18 protein-coding genes are annotated in these 16,464 nt (G+C 72.4%); 8 read left to right on the forward strand and 10 right to left on the reverse strand.

Translation table 11 applies throughout. The features are described from left to right. Positions 1-60 precede the first annotated feature (60 nt). The 5 genes from ETAA1_RS05680 to ETAA1_RS05700 all read right to left on the reverse strand — a co-directional run bounded on the left by ETAA1_RS05680 (position 61) and on the right by ETAA1_RS05700 (position 2,367). Positions 61-672 carry an NADH-quinone oxidoreductase subunit B gene (locus ETAA1_RS05680; protein WP_145235107.1) on the reverse strand — a complete coding sequence of 204 codons (612 nt, stop codon included), beginning with the start codon at positions 670-672 and terminating at the stop codon, positions 61-63. A 16-nt stretch (positions 673-688) separates the two neighbouring features. Beyond that, positions 689-949 (reverse strand): hypothetical protein, encoded by a 261-nt coding sequence (locus ETAA1_RS05685; protein WP_145235109.1) that lies wholly within the window; start codon positions 947-949, stop codon positions 689-691. Continuing rightward, positions 949-1,197, reverse strand: coding sequence for a hypothetical protein (locus ETAA1_RS05690; RefSeq protein WP_145235111.1), 249 nt, complete (start codon positions 1,195-1,197; stop codon positions 949-951). The genes ETAA1_RS05685 and ETAA1_RS05690 overlap by 1 nt, the downstream gene beginning before the upstream one ends. A gap of 24 nt (positions 1,198-1,221) precedes the next feature. Next, positions 1,222-1,716, reverse strand: coding sequence for an NADH-quinone oxidoreductase subunit A (locus ETAA1_RS05695; RefSeq protein ID WP_145235113.1), 495 nt, complete (start codon positions 1,714-1,716; stop codon positions 1,222-1,224). A gap of 114 nt (positions 1,717-1,830) precedes the next feature. After that, positions 1,831-2,367, reverse strand: coding sequence for a 4Fe-4S binding protein (locus ETAA1_RS05700; protein ID WP_145235115.1), 537 nt, complete (start codon positions 2,365-2,367; stop codon positions 1,831-1,833). A 112-nt stretch (positions 2,368-2,479) separates the two neighbouring features. Here ETAA1_RS05700 and ETAA1_RS05705 point away from each other — a divergent pair, with 112 nt between their 5' ends. Further along, a complete protein-coding gene (locus ETAA1_RS05705) occupies positions 2,480-3,325 on the forward strand; it encodes a tetratricopeptide repeat protein (protein ID WP_145235117.1) in 846 nt (281 codons plus the stop codon). A gap of 428 nt (positions 3,326-3,753) precedes the next feature. Here ETAA1_RS05705 and ETAA1_RS05710 read toward each other — a convergent pair whose 3' ends face one another. Beyond that, positions 3,754-4,251 carry a DUF2203 domain-containing protein gene (locus ETAA1_RS05710; RefSeq protein WP_145235119.1) on the reverse strand — a complete coding sequence of 166 codons (498 nt, stop codon included), beginning with the start codon at positions 4,249-4,251 and terminating at the stop codon, positions 3,754-3,756. A 304-nt stretch (positions 4,252-4,555) separates the two neighbouring features. On the opposite strand from ETAA1_RS05710, the gene ETAA1_RS05715 reads away from it, so the two are divergent. Genes ETAA1_RS05715 through ETAA1_RS31520 form a run of 3 tightly spaced genes read left to right on the forward strand, consistent with a single transcriptional unit; the run spans position 4,556 to position 6,545 of the window. Further along, positions 4,556-5,911, forward strand: a complete 1,356-nt coding sequence (locus ETAA1_RS05715) for a DUF1501 domain-containing protein (RefSeq protein ID WP_238389379.1) — start codon at positions 4,556-4,558, stop codon at positions 5,909-5,911. 26 nt (positions 5,912-5,937) lie between these two features. Next, positions 5,938-6,228, forward strand: a complete 291-nt coding sequence (locus ETAA1_RS31515; RefSeq protein ID WP_202920687.1) for a hypothetical protein — start codon at positions 5,938-5,940, stop codon at positions 6,226-6,228. Further along, positions 6,225-6,545 (forward strand): type II toxin-antitoxin system RelE/ParE family toxin, encoded by a 321-nt coding sequence (locus ETAA1_RS31520; RefSeq protein ID WP_202920688.1) that lies wholly within the window; start codon positions 6,225-6,227, stop codon positions 6,543-6,545. The genes ETAA1_RS31515 and ETAA1_RS31520 overlap by 4 nt, the downstream gene beginning before the upstream one ends. Positions 6,546-6,551: 6 nt before the next feature. Here ETAA1_RS31520 and ETAA1_RS05725 read toward each other — a convergent pair whose 3' ends face one another. Further along, positions 6,552-7,136, reverse strand: coding sequence for a PepSY-associated TM helix domain-containing protein (locus ETAA1_RS05725; RefSeq protein ID WP_145235125.1), 585 nt, complete (start codon positions 7,134-7,136; stop codon positions 6,552-6,554). 3 nt (positions 7,137-7,139) lie between these two features. Beyond that, positions 7,140-8,621, reverse strand: a complete 1,482-nt coding sequence (locus ETAA1_RS05730) for a DUF2271 domain-containing protein (protein ID WP_145235127.1) — start codon at positions 8,619-8,621, stop codon at positions 7,140-7,142. A gap of 116 nt (positions 8,622-8,737) precedes the next feature. On the opposite strand from ETAA1_RS05730, the gene ETAA1_RS05735 reads away from it, so the two are divergent. Continuing rightward, complete coding sequence (locus ETAA1_RS05735) at positions 8,738-9,169, forward strand: hypothetical protein (RefSeq protein ID WP_145235129.1); 432 nt, start codon at positions 8,738-8,740, stop codon at positions 9,167-9,169. 104 nt (positions 9,170-9,273) lie between these two features. On the opposite strand, the gene ETAA1_RS05740 is transcribed toward ETAA1_RS05735, so the two are convergent. Together ETAA1_RS05740 and ETAA1_RS05745 are read right to left on the reverse strand one after the other, a co-directional pair. Beyond that, positions 9,274-9,840 (reverse strand): TadE family protein, encoded by a 567-nt coding sequence (locus ETAA1_RS05740; protein ID WP_145235130.1) that lies wholly within the window; start codon positions 9,838-9,840, stop codon positions 9,274-9,276. Between the two features lie 100 nt (positions 9,841-9,940). Then, a complete protein-coding gene (locus tag ETAA1_RS05745) occupies positions 9,941-10,483 on the reverse strand; it encodes a TadE/TadG family type IV pilus assembly protein (RefSeq protein ID WP_145235132.1) in 543 nt (180 codons plus the stop codon). Between the two features lie 234 nt (positions 10,484-10,717). Here ETAA1_RS05745 and ETAA1_RS05750 point away from each other — a divergent pair, with 234 nt between their 5' ends. The 3 genes from ETAA1_RS05750 to ETAA1_RS05760 all read left to right on the forward strand — a co-directional run bounded on the left by ETAA1_RS05750 (position 10,718) and on the right by ETAA1_RS05760 (position 16,462). Beyond that, entirely contained in the window at positions 10,718-12,010 is a 1,293-nt protein-coding gene (locus ETAA1_RS05750) for a serine/threonine-protein kinase (RefSeq protein ID WP_145235134.1), read from the forward strand. Positions 12,011-12,165: 155 nt separating this feature from the next. Further along, on the forward strand, positions 12,166-14,490 hold the full coding sequence (locus ETAA1_RS05755) for an FG-GAP-like repeat-containing protein (protein ID WP_145235135.1): 2,325 nt from the start codon (positions 12,166-12,168) through the stop codon (positions 14,488-14,490). A gap of 196 nt (positions 14,491-14,686) precedes the next feature. After that, positions 14,687-16,462, forward strand: a complete 1,776-nt coding sequence (locus tag ETAA1_RS05760; protein WP_145235137.1) for an FG-GAP repeat domain-containing protein — start codon at positions 14,687-14,689, stop codon at positions 16,460-16,462. Positions 16,463-16,464: the final 2 nt, after the last annotated feature.

Below are 16,464 nucleotides of genomic sequence, written 5' to 3' on the forward strand. Positions count from 1 at the left end.
AGCCTCGACGGGTCTGAACTCCTCCACTCCCGGAGACTCCCACCGACTCCCGGAGACTGCCTATTTCGCCGGCTTCGCCCGTTCCTTGTTCTCCGCCGCGAACGCCGTCGCCAGCTCCGGCGTCGCCAGCTCGTCGGGCAGCATCACCGCCCCGGTCCGCGCCGGGACCGGCACCTCGACCGGTTGACCCTTGTGATAATCTTTCATCCGCCGCACCTTGTCCTGGATGCGCATCAGGCCTTCGAGCAGCGCCTCCGGCCGGGGCGGGCAGCCGGGGACGTACACGTCCACCGGAACGACCAGGTCGACGCCCTTGGCGACGTTGTAGCCGTACTTGTAGTACGGCCCGCCGCCGCAGGTGCAGGCGCCCATGGCGATGACGAACTTCGGGTCGGGCATCTGGTTGTAGAGCCGCCGCACGCGGTCGGCCATCTTCAGGTTGACGGTGCCGGCGACGATCATGAGGTCGGCCTGGCGCGGGCTGGCGCGGAAGGCGCCGGCGCCGAACCGGTCGATGTCGTAGCGGGGGGCGCCGGTGGCCATCATCTCGATGGCGCAGCAGGCGAGGCCGAACGTCATCGGCCACAGCGACGACTCGCGCGCCCAGTTCACCGCCTGCTCCAGGCTGGTGACCACGAACCCGTCCTCGAACCGGTTCTCGAAAAGGCCCATCACGGCTCCCGGGAGGTCAGCGGCCGAACCGAATCACGTCGGTGACCCGGACCCGACGGGTCGTGAGGTTGACGTGGAACGTAATCATCAGCACCGACACGAACGCGACCCGATACCCTCCGACCCGTGACTCGCCGACGTCGAGCGGCTCGGAGGCTAGCCGGGCGTTGAACCCCTCGACCGCGCCGGCCATCCGGTCGCGCGACGGCACGTCGAGCGAGACGTAGATACGTGTGAGCTTGTCGAGGATCGGTTCGAGCCACTCGTACTCGAACATTACGCCTCCCGCAGCGCGCGGAGGCGGGCCATCACCTCTTCTCCCGTGACCCACTTGGCATTCGGGTCGTTCAGCCGCCGGTCCATCTCTTCGTCGGTCACCCCGAGTTCCGGAAACATCATCCCGGGCCTTGGGGCCGGGGTGAACCGACCGAGCAGTTGCCCGTCCGCGTCGCGGAGCTCGACTTCGACTCCGGTCGTCCGGGCGAGAATCGCGGCGCTTGTCGGGTCGGGAATGGTGACTGACATCGCGAGAACCTCACGGGGCCGAAGTCATTCTACCGCTTGCTGTCCAGCGGTGCTACGGACCCACTCCAGGTCGCCGCGGCGCCACAGGTACGCGAACCCGACCAGCAGCACGCCGAAGAACACCAGGATGTCCGCGAACGCCAGCCACGCCAGGCTGTGCATCACCGCCGGGTCCGGGGCCGCGACCGCCGACGGGTCGAGCTGCGCCACCGCGGCGACGCGCTGATCCGCGGCGAGCGTCGGGTCGGCGGCGCGGCTGGCGGTGCCGAACACGACGGCCCACGGGAAGAAGAACGCCAGTTCCACGTCGAAGATGACGAACAGCAGCGCCACGACGTAGAACCGCAAGTCGAACTGCACCCACGCCGAGCCGACGGCCGGCTCGCCGCACTCGTACACCTCGGCCTTCTCCGGGCTCGGCCGGTCGGGGCGCACGAGCCGGCCCATCACCAGCGGCCCGAGCAGCAGCGCCGCCCCGGCGGTGACGAAGATCACGACGAGCAGCACGAGGTCGGTCATGAGGCGCTCAGCAAATCGAGGACGATTGGCCGCAAAAAGGCACAAAAGACACAAAAATAAAATTCAAATTCCGGCGTTCTTTTTTGTGTCTTTTGTGCCTTTTTGCGGCCAATCTCAGGTCTTGCTCGGTTCGCCGGCTTTCGTCCACACCGGCAGCGCCACGCGCTTCGACTCGTGCACGGCGGTCGGGTTCAGCGTCGCCTGGCCCCACGCCACCTCCAGCGGCAGCTTGGCGTAGTCCACGACGCAGCCGTCGCGGGTGTAGGTGCTGATGTCGTGGTTCGAGCCCATGAAGATGCAGTCCACCGGGCACGGGTCCACGCACAGGGCGCAGAACATGCACTTCGTGTAGTCGATGGCGAACCCGGTGACGACGAACCCCTTCAGCGGCGGGGCGGCCTTCTCCTTGCCGATGTAGATGCAGTCCACCGGGCAGGCGCGGGCGCACTTGTCGCACCCGATGCAGGTGGTCAGGTCGTACCGGTGGAACCCGCGGTACCGCGGCCGCACCGGCACCGGCCGCTCGGGGTACTCGAAGTGTTCCGTGAACGCCCGCCGGCGGTAGCTCTGCACGAACGTCCGCAGGGTGACGTGCATCCCGGCGCCGAGCGTGGCGGCGGCGCGGAACACGTTCGACAGCCAGGTCCGCATGGCGGGGCGCCGGGGAGGGTGGGGACTTCGGGATTGTATGCGCCCGGCGGCCGGCGTTGCCGCTCCCCCGCCGGGCGGGTAGGATTCGGCCCACCCACCGGAGGATTCGGACATGCCCGCCCGCGGACCCGTTCTCGCCGCGCTCGTCAGCCTCGGCGTCACCCTCACCGCCGCCGGGCAGGACGCGCCGGCGCTGCTCGAGCAGGCCCGCGCGGTGTACAAGGCCGGGCAGTTCAAGGAGGCCGCCGCGCTCGCCGAGAAGGCCGCCGCCGCCGACCCCAAGAGCTTCCACGCCCCCTTCGTCGCCGGCACCGCCTACGGCCAGCTCCGCGACAACCTCGCCGCCGTGAAGGCGTACACCACGGCCCTCGAGCGCAACCCGAAGCTGGCCGAGGCCCACGACCGCCGGGGCGACTCGTACCTCAAGCTCGGCCTGTTCAAGGAGGCCGTCGCCGACTTCGACGTGTACCTCGCGGCGAGCCCGAAGGACTCCGCCGACCACTGGCGGCGCGGCATCGCCCTCTACTACGTCGGCCGGTTCGACGACGGCCGCAAGCAGTTCGAGCACCACCGCTCCGTCAACCCCGAGGACGTGGAGAACTCGGTGTGGCACTACCTGTGCAACGCCAAGGCGAGCAGCCCGAAGCAGGCGCGGGCCGACCTGATCCCGGTCACGAAGGACACCCGGGTGCCGATGAAGGAGGTGCTGCAGCTGTTCGCCGGCAAGGTGAGCCCCGCCGAGGTGCTCGGCGCGGCCGAGGCGGCGAAGCTCGACGCCGAGGACCAGAAGGAGGCGCGGTTCTACGCGAACCTGTACGTCGCGCTGTACTTCGAGAGCGAGGGGAACGCCGCCAAGACGAAGGAGCACCTGGAGGCCGCGGTCGAGCGGTACAAGATCGGGCACTACATGTGGGACGTCGGGAACGCGCACCTGGAAATGATTCTGAAGAAGAAGTGACCGGCGCGCAAAAAAAACCGGGGGGTGTTCCCACCCCCCGGGTGCCAGTCGAACGTACGGGTCCCGTCCATCCCTTCGGTAAGCCTGGCTGCCTTAACCGTTCCCCCCTCGGAACGGAAAAAGCCGACGCTCGGCGGGCCGGGGCTGCCGGACCGCCGGTGAGGCCGGACCGCACAAAAACTGCGGGCCGGTGCCGCCGGGAGGACTGCGTTTCGCTCGTACCCCCGCGGACACCCAATTCGTAGCCCACGAAGCGGTCGCACGCAAACCGGCGGGGCGAAAAAAGCGGGAAAACCCACCCGCGCTCGCGCACCCGCACAGCATCCCCGTCACCGCCGGGCCGCGGCAAAAACTTCCCGGAAAAACTCACGGCCGGCGCCCTCGCGGTCGAGGGTGCCGGCCGTTATTGTGTCGGGTTCGCGCCGCGGTCACGGGCTGCTGCGGAACCGAACGGGCGTCGCCGCGGGCGCGTCACCGTCGGCCTGCACCGGCCGCCGCTGCTGCTCGCCGGCGTAGTGCCAGTGGGCCAGGCCGTCCTCGCCGTGCTTCCAGCTGAACGCGGCCGGCCGGCCGTTGATGCGGGTCGGGAAGTCCACCTCCCCGGCGTCGGCGTCCACCAGCCCGACGCCCAGGGCGGACAACTCGGCCGAGGCGTTCGTCAGGGCCGTCTCGGCCGTGCGGATCTCTTCCGACAGTTGGTACCGCCGCTGCCGCTCCTGCCACACGAGGTCGCGGCGGTGGCGGTCGAGGCGCTCCTGCTCGGGGACGAGGCGGGAGAGGGCGGTGCGAGAGCTCACGATGTCCGTCACGATGCTCCGCACCAGGGGCAGCATGAGGCGGGCGGTCGGCAGGTCGAGGGTGGCCTCGTCCCGGGTCCGGCGGGGCTTCCCCGCCGAGTTGCCGGCGCGGTTCGGGGTGTTGCTCATGTGGGCTCCCGGTTCGATGGGGACGTGTCACGGCCCCCGTATTGTCATTCTAGGTCGGGTTCCGCCCGACAGGGTGTCGCACGGACCCGGATTCCGGGCGGCGGGTTCGCCCCGGCCGCCCCTCTACGTTATTCGAGGAAGCCCCGGCCGGATTGGTGCGGGAATCCCCCCACCGGGAGATACCGCCGCCGCCGGGGAGTTTAAAGGCGAAACGCGCGCCGCTCCCGGCGGAATCGCGGCCCGGCCCCTACCCCCGGCGGCGGAAATGGGGGAGAATACTGCACACCCGTCGTGGAGGCCGCTCGTGACCACGCACCCCAGCCGCCGGGCCGTCCTCCGCGTCGGCGGCGCCGGCCTGCTCGGCCTCGGCTACCCGCAGTTGCACGAGGCCGCCGCGTCGCCGTCGGCCGCCCGGCGTGCCACGGCGAAGGCGGTCATCTTCCTTCACCAGTGGGGCGGCCCCGGGCAGCACGAGACGTTCGACCCCAAGCCGACGGCCCCCGACAACGTCCGCGGCTGGTTCGGCGCCACGCAGACGCGCCTCCCCGGCGTCATCTTCGGCGAGCGCATCCCGCGCATCGCCGCGCTCGCGGACAAGTTCACCGTCGTGCGCTGCCTCCAGCACGGCATGAAGAACCACAACTCGGCCGGCTACTACTCGCTCACCGGCGTCGCCCCGCCGACCGACGACCAGCGCCTCCGCGACACGCTGGAACTGTTCCCCGCCTACGGCAGCATCGTGGACCGCCTCGCCCCGGCGCCGCGCGGCGTGGCCACGTTCGTGTCCTTCCCGCACGTCATCGCCGACGGCTCCGTCACGCCGGGCCAGCACGCCAGCTTCCTCGGCAAGGCCCACAACCCGCTGTTCGTGAACCAGGACCCCAACCGCGCCGACTTCCGCCTGCCGGAACTCACGCTGCCGGACACGCTCCCCGTCGAGCGGCTGGAGAACCGCCGCGACATTCTCCGCCTCATCGACGAGCAGTCGGATCTGCTCGAAACGTCGCTCGTGGCCCGCGGCCTGGACGAGACGTACCAGAAGGCCGTGGCGATGCTCACCTCCCCCCGCTTCAAGCAGGCGTTCGACCTCTCGAAGGAGCCGCAGGCCGTCCGCGACCGGTACGGCCGCACGACCTACGGCCAGAGTTGCCTGCTGGCGCGGCGGGCGGTCGAGGCGGGGGCGAAGTTCGTGAACGTGTACTACGCCCGCTCGATCGGCGGGTTCGGCCAGGGGTGGGACTACCACGGCTTCCGCGGCGAGGACACCGTTGGCCGGCTGAACGAACTCCTCCCGATTGCCGACCAGACGCTGCCGGCGCTGCTGACGGACCTGGAGGAGCGCGGGATGCTGAACGACGTGATGGTGGTGTGGGTGGGCGAGTTCGGGCGGACCCCGCGGATCAGCTCGAACGGCGGCCGCGACCACTGGCCGCAGTGCTACTCGGCGCTGATCGCCGGCGGCGGGGCGAAGCGCGGCTTCGTATACGGCGCCAGCGACCGACTGGGGGCGTACCCGACGCTCGGCCAGGCGCGGCCGGAAGACCTGGCGGCGACGATGTTCGCGGCGCTGGGTCTGGACCCGGAGGCGGAGGTGCGCGACAAGCTGAACCGCCCGCTGCCGATCGCCCGCGGCAAGCCGATCGCCGAGGTGTTCGCGTAGGATTCATTTAGCTGGGAGTGCGAGCGATGACGTGCGAAGGGACCGTGGTGAACGGAACGATCGTGTTCGACAACCCGCCGCCGTTTCCGGAGGGAACGCGGGTCCGAGTCGAGTCGGCGGACGATGCCGACTTGTGGGACGAGCTGGCCCGCGTCCCGGCGCCGCCCGAGACGGAGACGCGCGAGGAGTTCTTGGCGAGTCTGCGCCAGTCGGTCGCCGACGTGCGGGCCGGAGCGAAGGGGAAGCCGTTGGCCGAGTTCGCCGCCGAGTTGAAGCGCGAGTTCGGTACGCCGTCCGAGCGACCGGAGGGGTCGTGACCCACACCGTCGTGGTTCACCCGCCGGCCGAGTCGGCCGTTCTTCGCAACGCGAACTGGCTGCGCCGGAACTACTCGTCTCGTTCGGCGGACCGCTGGAACGACGGGATTGTGGCCGCGCTCGCCGGGTTGGCGACGAACCCCGATCGCTGCCCGGAGGCCGACGAGGCGTCTGACCTGGGGCTCGCCCTGCGGCAACTCTTGCACGGCCGCCGGCCGCACGTGTTCCGCATCCTGTTCACCATCGACGGCAACACCGTGAACATCCACCACATCCGCCACGCCGCCCAGGACCGGCTCACGGCCGACGCCCTCTGACGCTGCTCACGGCACCAGCCACGCGTACACCGCGACCCCCGCCGCGCCGCCGAGCAGCAGCAGCAGCGCGCCCCACTTCCCGCGCGACTTCAGCGACCACCACAGCACCAGGCCCGTCGCCGAGATCACCAGCATCAGCACGCACACCACGTCGATCAGCAGCATCCACGGCCGGCCGCTGTACTTCCCCTTGTGCAGGTCCACCGCCACCGCCGCCCAGCCGCGCGACTCCACCGTCACCGTCGCGCGGCCGTCGCTGCGGCGGACCTCGGCCAGCGTCCGCTCGCCGGGGCGGAGGTACTCCACCTCCACCGTCTCCTCGTCGGCCCGGTACGACTTCACCTCGCCGCGGGCGCCGAACGCCCGGCGCACGCCCTCGCTCACGTCCAGCCGGTCGGCCGACGGGTTCGTCGCCTCGGGAACGGTTCCCTCGGCCGTGCGGGTCGTCGGCTCGTCGGGGAGGAACCACGCCTCGTGGTTCAGCATGAACCCGGTGACGGAGAAGAACAGGATCAGCGCCAGCCCGGCCAGCGTGAGGTACAGGTGCGCGGCGCGGGCGACCTTCAGCAGCCGGCGGTAGGCGGGCGACATCGGTTACTTCTTCCCCGGGCCGTACGTCACGACCGTCTCGCCGGTCTCCTCGTTGGCGGGCAGCTTCAGCGTCGCCGGCTCGCCCCTCAGCGCGATCTTGCCGGCCTGCCGGACGTGCTTGCCGTGCTCGCGGTGGACCTCGACGCGGACCGTGTACTCGCCGCGCGGCACCGGCACGCCCTTCTCGTCCTTGCCGTCCCAGCCGAGCTCGTACTTGCCGGGGCCGCGGGTGGCGCGGGTCACCGTCTTCACCAACCCGCCGTCGAGCTTGCCGATCTTCCACCAGTCGCTCAAGTCCTTCAGCCAGCGGCCCTCGTTGCCCCACACGCCGATGGTCTTGACCGCCTTCCCGCCGGCGTCCTCGACGTACACGGCGACGTAGGGCCGGCGGTACTTGCGGGCGTTCTCGATCTTCGGCAGTTCCAGCGCGACCGTGACGCCGTACCCGCCCGGCCACGGCTCACCCTTCGCGTCCTGGGCGACGGCGACGGCCGGGCCGAGCGGCGTGTCCGGGGCGCCGCCGGCGCCGAACAACGCCGCCGTGAGGGCGCCGGCGGCGACGGCCTTGCGGTAGCCCGGCCGCGCCCGCACGACGGCTTCGAGCGCGAAGCCGGGGCTGCGGAACCGCCGGCCGTCGGCGTCCACGATGAAGGCCGCGGCGCCGGGGAATTCGGCGACGAGCCGCAGGCCGGCGGCCGGGTCGAGCACGGCCAGTGCGGTCGCCAGTAGGTTCGCCGTCAGGCTGTCGGCGGCGATCACGGTCGCGGAGGCGACGCGGTCGGCAGGACGGCCGGTGCGCGGGTCGATGAGGTGCGACAGCCGGGCGTCACCGACGGCGTAGCCGCGCTGGTAGCCGCCGCTGGTGGCGACGGAGGCGTTCCGCAGCCGGACGGCGCCGAGCGGGCGGGCGGTCTCGGCCGGGGCGAACGGGTTCTGCACGCCGACGACGTGGGCCGCACCGCCCCAGCCGATCAGGTCGCCGCCGAGGTTCACGAGCCCGGCCGCGGCGCCGGCGGCGAGGGCGGCGCATTTCGCGCGGTCGAGGGCGAACCCCTTCGCGCCGGCGTTCAGGTCGAGCGGGTGCGGCGTGGTGCGGGTCACGGCGTCGGCCGTCGCCACCCAGCCCCGGCACTGGAGCTCCGCGGTCAGCCGGGCCAGCGCGTCGGCGGTCGGTTCGCGGCCCGTCGCTTCGGCGTCCGTCCAAACCCGGCCCAGCGCCGCGACGAGCGGGTTGAGCGCGCCGCCGGTCCGCGGGGCGACGCGGTCGTACCCGTCGAGCACGGCCCGAAGCGCGGTGGAACCCGGCACCGGCCCCCGGTTCAGTTGCTCCAACTCGCTGTCGGCGTTGCGGGGGCTGAACACGCGGCCGACGGCATCGACCTCGCCGAGTACCGCGGCCGCGGCGCGGTCCGGGTCGGCGGCCGTGAGCCACAGGTCGAGCGACGTGCCGAGGACGTGGTCGAAGTGAAACGCGAGTTGCGTCATCGGTCGGCTTCCGGTCGGAGTGACGCCTCTGTCTTACGCCCCGCGGGCCGCAGGGGTGCGGTTTCTCACCCGTCGTTCATGCGGCGTAGAATGCCGCCCAGGAAGAGGGACTGCCAATGCCCGCGTGGTTGCACGAGCTCCTGCCGGCCGGCTGGACGGGGTGGGAGGTGGCGGTCGCGGCCACGGTCGTCAGCGTGGCGTCGGCGGTGGTCAGCGTGTTCGCCGTGGGGGCGGTGCTGGCCCGGCTGCCGGCCGACTACTTCGTCAACCCCGCGGCCCGCGCCGGGTACGTGAAGCGCCACCCGGTCACGCACGTGCTGCTGGTCGTCGGCCGCAACCTGCTCGGCTACTTACTGCTCGTGCTGGGCGTGGTGTTGTCGCTGCCCGGCGTGCCGGGGCAGGGCGTGCTGACGGTCCTGATGGGGGTGATGCTGATCGACCTGCCGGGCAAGGACCGCTTCGCCTGGTGGCTCGTGGCGCGGCGCCCGGTCCTGGCGGCGGTGAACCGCATGCGGGCGCGGGTGGGGCGGGACCCGTTGATGGTCTAAACTGTCGAGTTTCGAGTTCGGAAGCAGGTAGAAGGCCATCGGACTGCCCCGGGCCTTCCCGCATCGTCAGAACTCGAAACTCGAAACGGCTCAACTCGAAACGGTTACCCCTCGCTCCCCATCACCGCGGTGACCTCGACCGGGATGTAGTCGGGGATGATGCTGAGCTTCAGCCGGCCGATGTCGATGTTCAGCGGGATGACCGGCCGGTACGTCCCCTTCACCGTCACCGCGATCCGGTCGGTGAACGTCGCCGCGTTCCAGTCGGCCACCGGGTTCCCGGCGGAGTACGTCTTGAACGGGTCCACCGTCGACCCGGACGGGTTGGACTTGGGCACCACCTTCGGCGGGCTGCTGGCGAACCCCGACGAGTCGCACGAGTACACGGCGATCTGGCACCCCTGGACGTGCTTGTCGATGCCGCCGAGGCGGGCCTTCGTGTACGCCACGATGGCCGCCTGCTTCGCCGCGACCTGGTCCGACGGGCAGTGCACGTTCACCGCGGCGTACCGGGCGCCGTCGCGGGCCGCGTTGTTGGTGACGTGGAGCACCATCAGGAACCGGCAGTACTCGAAGATGCCGAACAGCACCAGGAGGAACACGCCGATCACCAGCGCCGACTCGACCAGGGTGGAGCCGCGGCGGCGGGTCGGGCGGGTCGTGAGACGCATGGGAGCCTCGGGAGTCGGGAGACACGAGACGGGAGGCACGAGACGGGAGGCAGGGCACACCAGTTCGGACTGACTCCTGTCTCCTGGTCCCTGCCCCCTGTCAGAACGACGGCAGGGTCTCGTTCACGCTGAACGGGTCGTCCACGAGCATCCGCCAGGCCACCTTGAACGTCAGCTGTTGCGGCCGGATGAACCCCAGGTTCACCCACCGCACCTTGTCCCAGTTCACGCTCACGGTCACCTCGAACGGCTGGTTCTTGATCCCCTCGTAGGGCTCCGTCCCGCCGCCGGTGGTGAACGCGAACGTGACCGTGATGTCCGACAACTGCAGGTTGCTCAGCCCGGCCGCCAGCAGGTACTGGTACACCACGTCGCGCACGTTCGGGTTGCCGGTGCTGGTGCGGATCTGGATGATCGTGCCGTCCGACCGGATGGTGGTGCCCTGGGCCGCCAGCCGGGCGCCCTCGCGGGCGGCGTTGCTGACGATCTGCTGGACCTGTACCATCCGCCCGACCTCCCAGATGCCGATCATCAGGGGGACGATGAAGACGGCGAACGTCCAGCCCATCTCGACGGCGGCGACCCCGGCCCGGACGACGGGGCTGGCGGTGCGGCGGCGGAGGCTGATCGGACGGAGGCGCATCGGAACTCCCTCGGCGGGCGGGGCGGGCGAACCGTCCCCGGAACAACCGTAGAACAGCCCACCCCCCGTGCAACCGCCGGCGGCCGAAAACCCAGGTCGGGCCGCCGACGAGCTCCCGGATTCGGCCGCGGCGCGAACCGCGGGGAATCCGCCCGCGGCGGCCGCCGGAGTACCAGCCTGTACTAGGTTTTTCCCACAGGCCGCCGTCGGCGGCCGCTCACCTGCCGCACCGCGATGCGCCGGCCGGACACTCTCGACGACGCCGTCGCCCTGGTCCGCAGCAGCGGGCTGGTGGACCCCGACGACCTGCGGCGGTTCCTCGACCTGTTCGCGCGAACAGGCCTGGGCGGCGGCCCCGCCGACGCCCGCTTGTCGCCGTCCGGCGTCCTCGACCTGATGGTCGAGGAGGGGCTCCTCACCCGGTTCCAGTCGCACGAGATCGGTGCCGGCCGGCCGTACCTGTGGGTCGGCCCGTACCGCGTCCTGGACGAGCTCGGCCGCGGCGGCATGGGCCGCGTCTTCCTCGCCGCCGCCCCGGACGGCGAGCTCGTGGCCGTGAAGGTGTTGGCCGCCGGGCTGCGCGACGACCCCGTGGCCCGCGCCCGGCTGCGGCAGGAAGCCCGCGCCGGGGCCGCGATCCGCCACCCCAACGTCGTCCGCGTCCTCGCCGCCGAACCGGACCACGACCCGCCGCACCTGGTGATGGAATTCGTGGACGGCGTCAGCCTCCAGGCGGCCGTCTCCCGCCACGGCACGTTCGCGGCCCCGGAAGCGGCCGCCGTCGGCGTCGCCGTCGCCGCGGCACTGACGCCGGCCGCGGCGGTCGGGCTCGTCCACCGCGACATCAAGCCGGCGAACGTGCTGGTGACGCGGACGGGTGGCGTAAAGGTACTGGACCTGGGCGTGGCCCGGTTCGAGACCGACCCGGTCTCCCGCCGGCTCGAGTCCGCCGTGGTGGTGGGAACCGTCGACTACCTGGCCCCGGAGCAGGCCGAGGACAGTTCGGCGGTCGGCCCGGCGGCGGACCAGTACGGCCTCGGGGCGACGCTATACTTCCTGCTCGCCGGGCACCCGCCGTACCCGGAGGCGGACCTGGGGCGGAAGCTGGCGCTGAAGGCCGACGCCGACGCGCCGCGGCTGACGTCGCTGCGGCCGGACGTGCCCGAAGGGCTGTCCGTGGTGGTGTCGAGGCTGATGGCGCGGCGGCCGGTCGACCGCTACCCCACGCCGGCGGCGGCGGCGGCGGCGCTGGCCCCGTGGGCCGACCCGGGGCCACGCTTCCCGGCCCGGCTGTTCCGCCCGCCGCCGACCGCCGGGGACGGCGCCGGTCCGCCGACCGAGTCGGGGGCGGAGCCGTCGATCACGCCGCCGCCGCCGACACGGCGGATCGTGCGGCCGCGGCCGCTGGCGGAGACGACTCCCGCGCCGGCTGTGGACGAGACGGGCGACTCGACGCTGGAAGTCCGCGTGCCGCGGCAGGCGGACCCGAGCTGGTGGGCGCGCTGGCTGGAAACCTGGCCTCGCTGAGACCCGCCGGCGCGGCCGGATCGCTCTTCCCAGTTTTCCCAGAGTTCCCATCCGGCTCCCCTTCCCCGGAGCCTGCTGTTCCACCATCTTCAATCCGTAAAATAGCCTGCCGAACCGCGGGGCCGTCGCGCCTCCTCGACCGACAGGACCGTCGCATGACTTTTTCCGTCCTCCGCCCCGAACTGCTCGAAGCCCGGGAGGTGCCCGCCCTCGTCGGCGGCCTCGACCCGTCGTTCGGCACCGCCGGCGTCGCCACCGCCTCGTTCGGCGGCACCGACACCGCCGCCGCCGTCGCCGTGCAGCCGGACGGCAAGGTGGTCGTCGTCGGCACCACGTCGGTGAACAACGACTTTGCCGTGGCCCGGTTCAACCCCGACGGCACGCCCGACACCACGTTCGCCGGTACCGGCAGAGCCCGCTTCTCGTCCGGCGGCCCCGGCATCCCCGGCGGCGTCGACACGGCGACGGCCGTCGCCGTGCAGCCGGACGGCAAGATCGTCGTCGTCGGCTCCACCGACGTGGGCGGGTCGATCGACTTCGCCGTGATCCGCGTCCTGGCCGACGGCACCGGCCTCGACGCCACGTTCAGCGGCGACGGGAAGCTCGGCATCCCGTTCGACCTCGGCGGGGCGAACGCCGACCGGGCCACCGGCGTCGCGCTTCAATCCGACGGCAAGATCGTGGTCGTCGGCTCCGTGCAGGTGAGCGCGACCGACTTCGACTTCGGCGTCGTCCGGCTCGGCGCCGACGGCACGCCGGACGCCGCGTTCGACGGCGACGGCCGCCGCACGGTGGCGTTCAACCTCGGCGGCGACAACGACGACCGCGCCACGGGTGTGGCCGTGGCCGGCGACGGGAGCATCGTCGTCGGCGGGTACGCGGAGGTGGCCGCGAACGTCCACGACTTCGCCGTCGCGCGACTGTCCAGGGCCGCGGGCGCGCTCGACGCCGCGTTCGACGGCGACGGCCGGGCAACGGTGGACTTCGGAGGGGACGACTCTGCGGCCGCGGTGGCGGTGCGGGCCGACGGCCGGGTGGTGCTGGCCGGGGCCGTGGTCGGCGGCGGGGCGACGGACGCCGGTGTGGCCCAACTGACGGCCGCCGGTGCGGCCGACGCCACGTTCGGCACCTCCGGGCGGTTGGAGTTCGTCTTCAGCACCGCGAACAGCGCCAACCCGGCGACCGGCGTCGCCCTCGATTCCCGCGGGCGGGTCGTCGTCGTCGGCCGCACCGCGGCAACGCTCGCCGGCCCGGGGAACTTCGGCGTCGCCCGCGTGCTCGCCGACGGGTCCGCACTCGACCCGTCGTTCGGCACGGCCGGTCACGTCGAGGTCGAGGTCGGCGGCGACGACGGCGCCACCGGCGTGGTGCTGGACGCGAACGGCCGCGTCGTCGTCGCCGGCAGCACGTCGGTGGACGGCAACATCGCCGTCGCCCGGCTCATCGGGTCGGTCGAGAAGGGCGAGCGCGTCGGCGTGGGCGGCCCGACCACCGGCGCCGCCGCGGTGTACGCGCCGGACGCGGCCGGCGCCTTGCCGAACACTGCGACGGCAACCCTGGCGGCGTTCGGCACCACGACGGCCAACGTCCGCACCGCGGTCGGCGACTACGACGGCGACGGCACCGACGACACGATGCTGGTGACCGGGCCGGGCGTGCCGATCCGCGTCGCGGTGGTGAGCGGCAAGGACGACACGACGCTGTTGGCCGCGCCGTTCGCCCCGTACACGGAGGAATTCAGCGGCGGCGGGTTCGTCGCGGCCGGCGACTTCGACCTCGACGGCAAGGCGGAACTGGTGCTGACGCCGGACCAGGGCGGCGGCCCGCGCGTGGTTCTGTACGGCCGCACGACCGCCGGCGCGACGGTGGTGAAGGCCAGCTTCCTGGGCATCGACGACGCCAACTTCCGCGGCGGCGCCCGCGCCGCGGTCGCCGACGTGGACGGCGACGGCCGGCCGGACCTGGCGGTGGCGGCCGGCTTCGGCGGCGGCCCGCGCGTGGCCGTGTTCGCCGGCCGAACGATTCTCGCCACGCCGACGCGGTTCGTGAACGACTTCTTCGCCTTCCCCGGCGACGACGCCGTGAACCTGCGCAACGGCGCGTTCGTGGCCGCGGGCGACGTGACCGGCGACGGGTTCGCCGACCTCGTGTTCGGCGGCGGCCCCGGCGGCGCCCCGCGCGTGTTCATCCTGAGCGGGCAACTGATCGCCAGCGGGAACGTGGCCGGGGCGCAGGCGGCGCCGGTCGCCAACTTCTTCGTGGCGAACAACGCCACCGACCGCGGCGGGGTGCGAGTGGCCGTCGCCGACCTGGACGGCGACAGCAAGGCGGACGTGGTGGCCGGTAGCGGCGAGGGGAGTCCGGCAAAGGTCCGGGCGTACCTCGGCAAGAACGTCACGTCGTCGGTTGAGCCGGCCGCGTTCCAGGACCTGTCGCTGTTCGGCGGCGGGGCGCTTGCCGGCGGCGTCTTCGTGGGGTAGCCGCACCCACCTCGCCCGTTTTCACCCGTCCGCGGCACAGTCCGGGCGGCGCGGCGGTCCGCGGGGGCTGGGCAACTTCGCCCGCCCCGGCGGCGGCAGCGCCGCCGACTTTTCCGTTTATTCCGCCGCCCCGCACGACCGATACGACCGGCACCGATTGCCGCGCCGCGCGCGGCGTACCGCCCGTGAGGTCGCCATGTCCACACCCGCCGCCCGCGCCCGGCTCGCCCTCGACCGGCTCGACGAACGAGTCGTCCCCAGCACGGTCACCAGTACCACCACCGCCCGCCCGCTCGACTTCGCCGCCGTCGGCACGCTCACCACCACCGACCCCGTCGACGGCGGCACGCCCACCACCACCGACAACAAGGTCACCCTCACGGGCCACATCGACTACACCAGCAACACCGCCGGCACCATCGGCACCGTGGTCGTGGCCGGCAGCGGCAGCGGCGACGGGCTGGTCGTCACCGCCCCCGGCGGCTCCACGCCGAACGACACCAGCGTCAGCTTCGCGCAGATCATTCAGGCCCAGCTCGGGTTCGAGGACGCCGGCGGCGTGATCGACGTCACCAGCCCGCTCACCGGCGGGGCCGCGTACTTCACCCCCAGCAGCGGCAGCGGCAACCGCCCGATCGGCCCGCTCGACGGCGCCGGCTCGTTCGACGTGTCCGACCTGTCGCTCGGCGCCACGTTCACCGGCGCCGCGGGCAGCACCGCCGACCTGTCCGTCGTCCTCACCGACGCCAACCCCGCCGCCACGGACCTGGCGTTCGTGTCGTCCGCGGCGGCGCGGGCGGCCGACGGCTCGGTCGGCGCCGACTTCACCGTCGGCGTCACCGGGAAGGTGATGAGCGCGGCGTCGCACACGGCCGCGGCCGCGCGGGTGACGGCGGTGTGGAGCGACGGCGCCGGCCGCACCCAGGCCGCCGACCTGGACGTGCCGCTGTACTGGAACACCGGCCAGCTCGTGGTGAGCGCCCGCGGCCTGACGGCCCCGACGTGGGCGACGCAGCTGAGCGTCCGCCTCGACGCCGCCGGCACCGTGCCCGAGGCGGACGAGACGAACAACTCCTGGACGGTGGACCTGGCGAGCCTGTCGGACACGCCGCTGCCGCCGCCGACCACCGACCCGACGAGCCCGCCGGCGTCGCCGCCCCCGCCGGCGTCGCCGCCCCCGCCGCCGGTCACGATGCCGGGCGGGGCGGCCACGAAGCCGGCCGGGTACAGCGTCACGCCGGGCGTCAACCAGTCCACGCTGGAGTGGCGCGACACCTACGGCAAGGTGCTCCGCTCGACCGTCGCCTTCGCCGGGTTCGACGGCGAAGTGTCGGTCGCGGTCGGCGACGTGAACGGCGACGGCGTGCTCGACGCGGCGCTCGCGGCCGGGAAGGGCGGCGGCCCGCGGGTGCGGGTGCTCGACGGCGCCACCGGGGCCGAGCTGTCCAACCTGTTCGCCTACGAGGAGGAGTTCCGGGGCGGCGTCAACGTCGCCGTCGGCGACCTGGACGGCGACGGCCTGGACGAGCTGATCGTCGGCTCGGGCGAGGGCGGCGGCCCGCGGGTGCGGGTGTTCGACGGCGTCGGCGGGTCGATGCGGTACGAGTTCATGGCGTACGAGGAGTCGGCCCGCGGCGGGGTGACGGTGGCGGCCGCCGACCTGGACGGCGACGGCACGGCCGAGGTGCTGACCGGCGCGGGCGTCGGCGGCGGCCCGGTGATCGCCGTCTTCGCGGGGCCGACCGGCGCGGAGTTGCAGCGGGTGCTGGCCGGCGCCGAGGACGACCGTGGCGGCGCCGACGTGCGGGCCGTGAAGGACGCGCAGCTCGGCTACTTCCTCGTGACGGCCGAGTCGGACGAGACGGGGTCGCTGAAGCGCTTCCGCCAGCAGTTGACGATCGGCGAGGGCTTCCTGGTGTCGCTCGACGACCCGGAGGTCTTCCCCGGCGAGTTGGTTAGCGACATCGTGTGAGT

The organism is Urbifossiella limnaea (assembly GCF_007747215.1).
GTDB lineage: Bacteria > Planctomycetota > Planctomycetia > Gemmatales > Gemmataceae > Urbifossiella > Urbifossiella limnaea.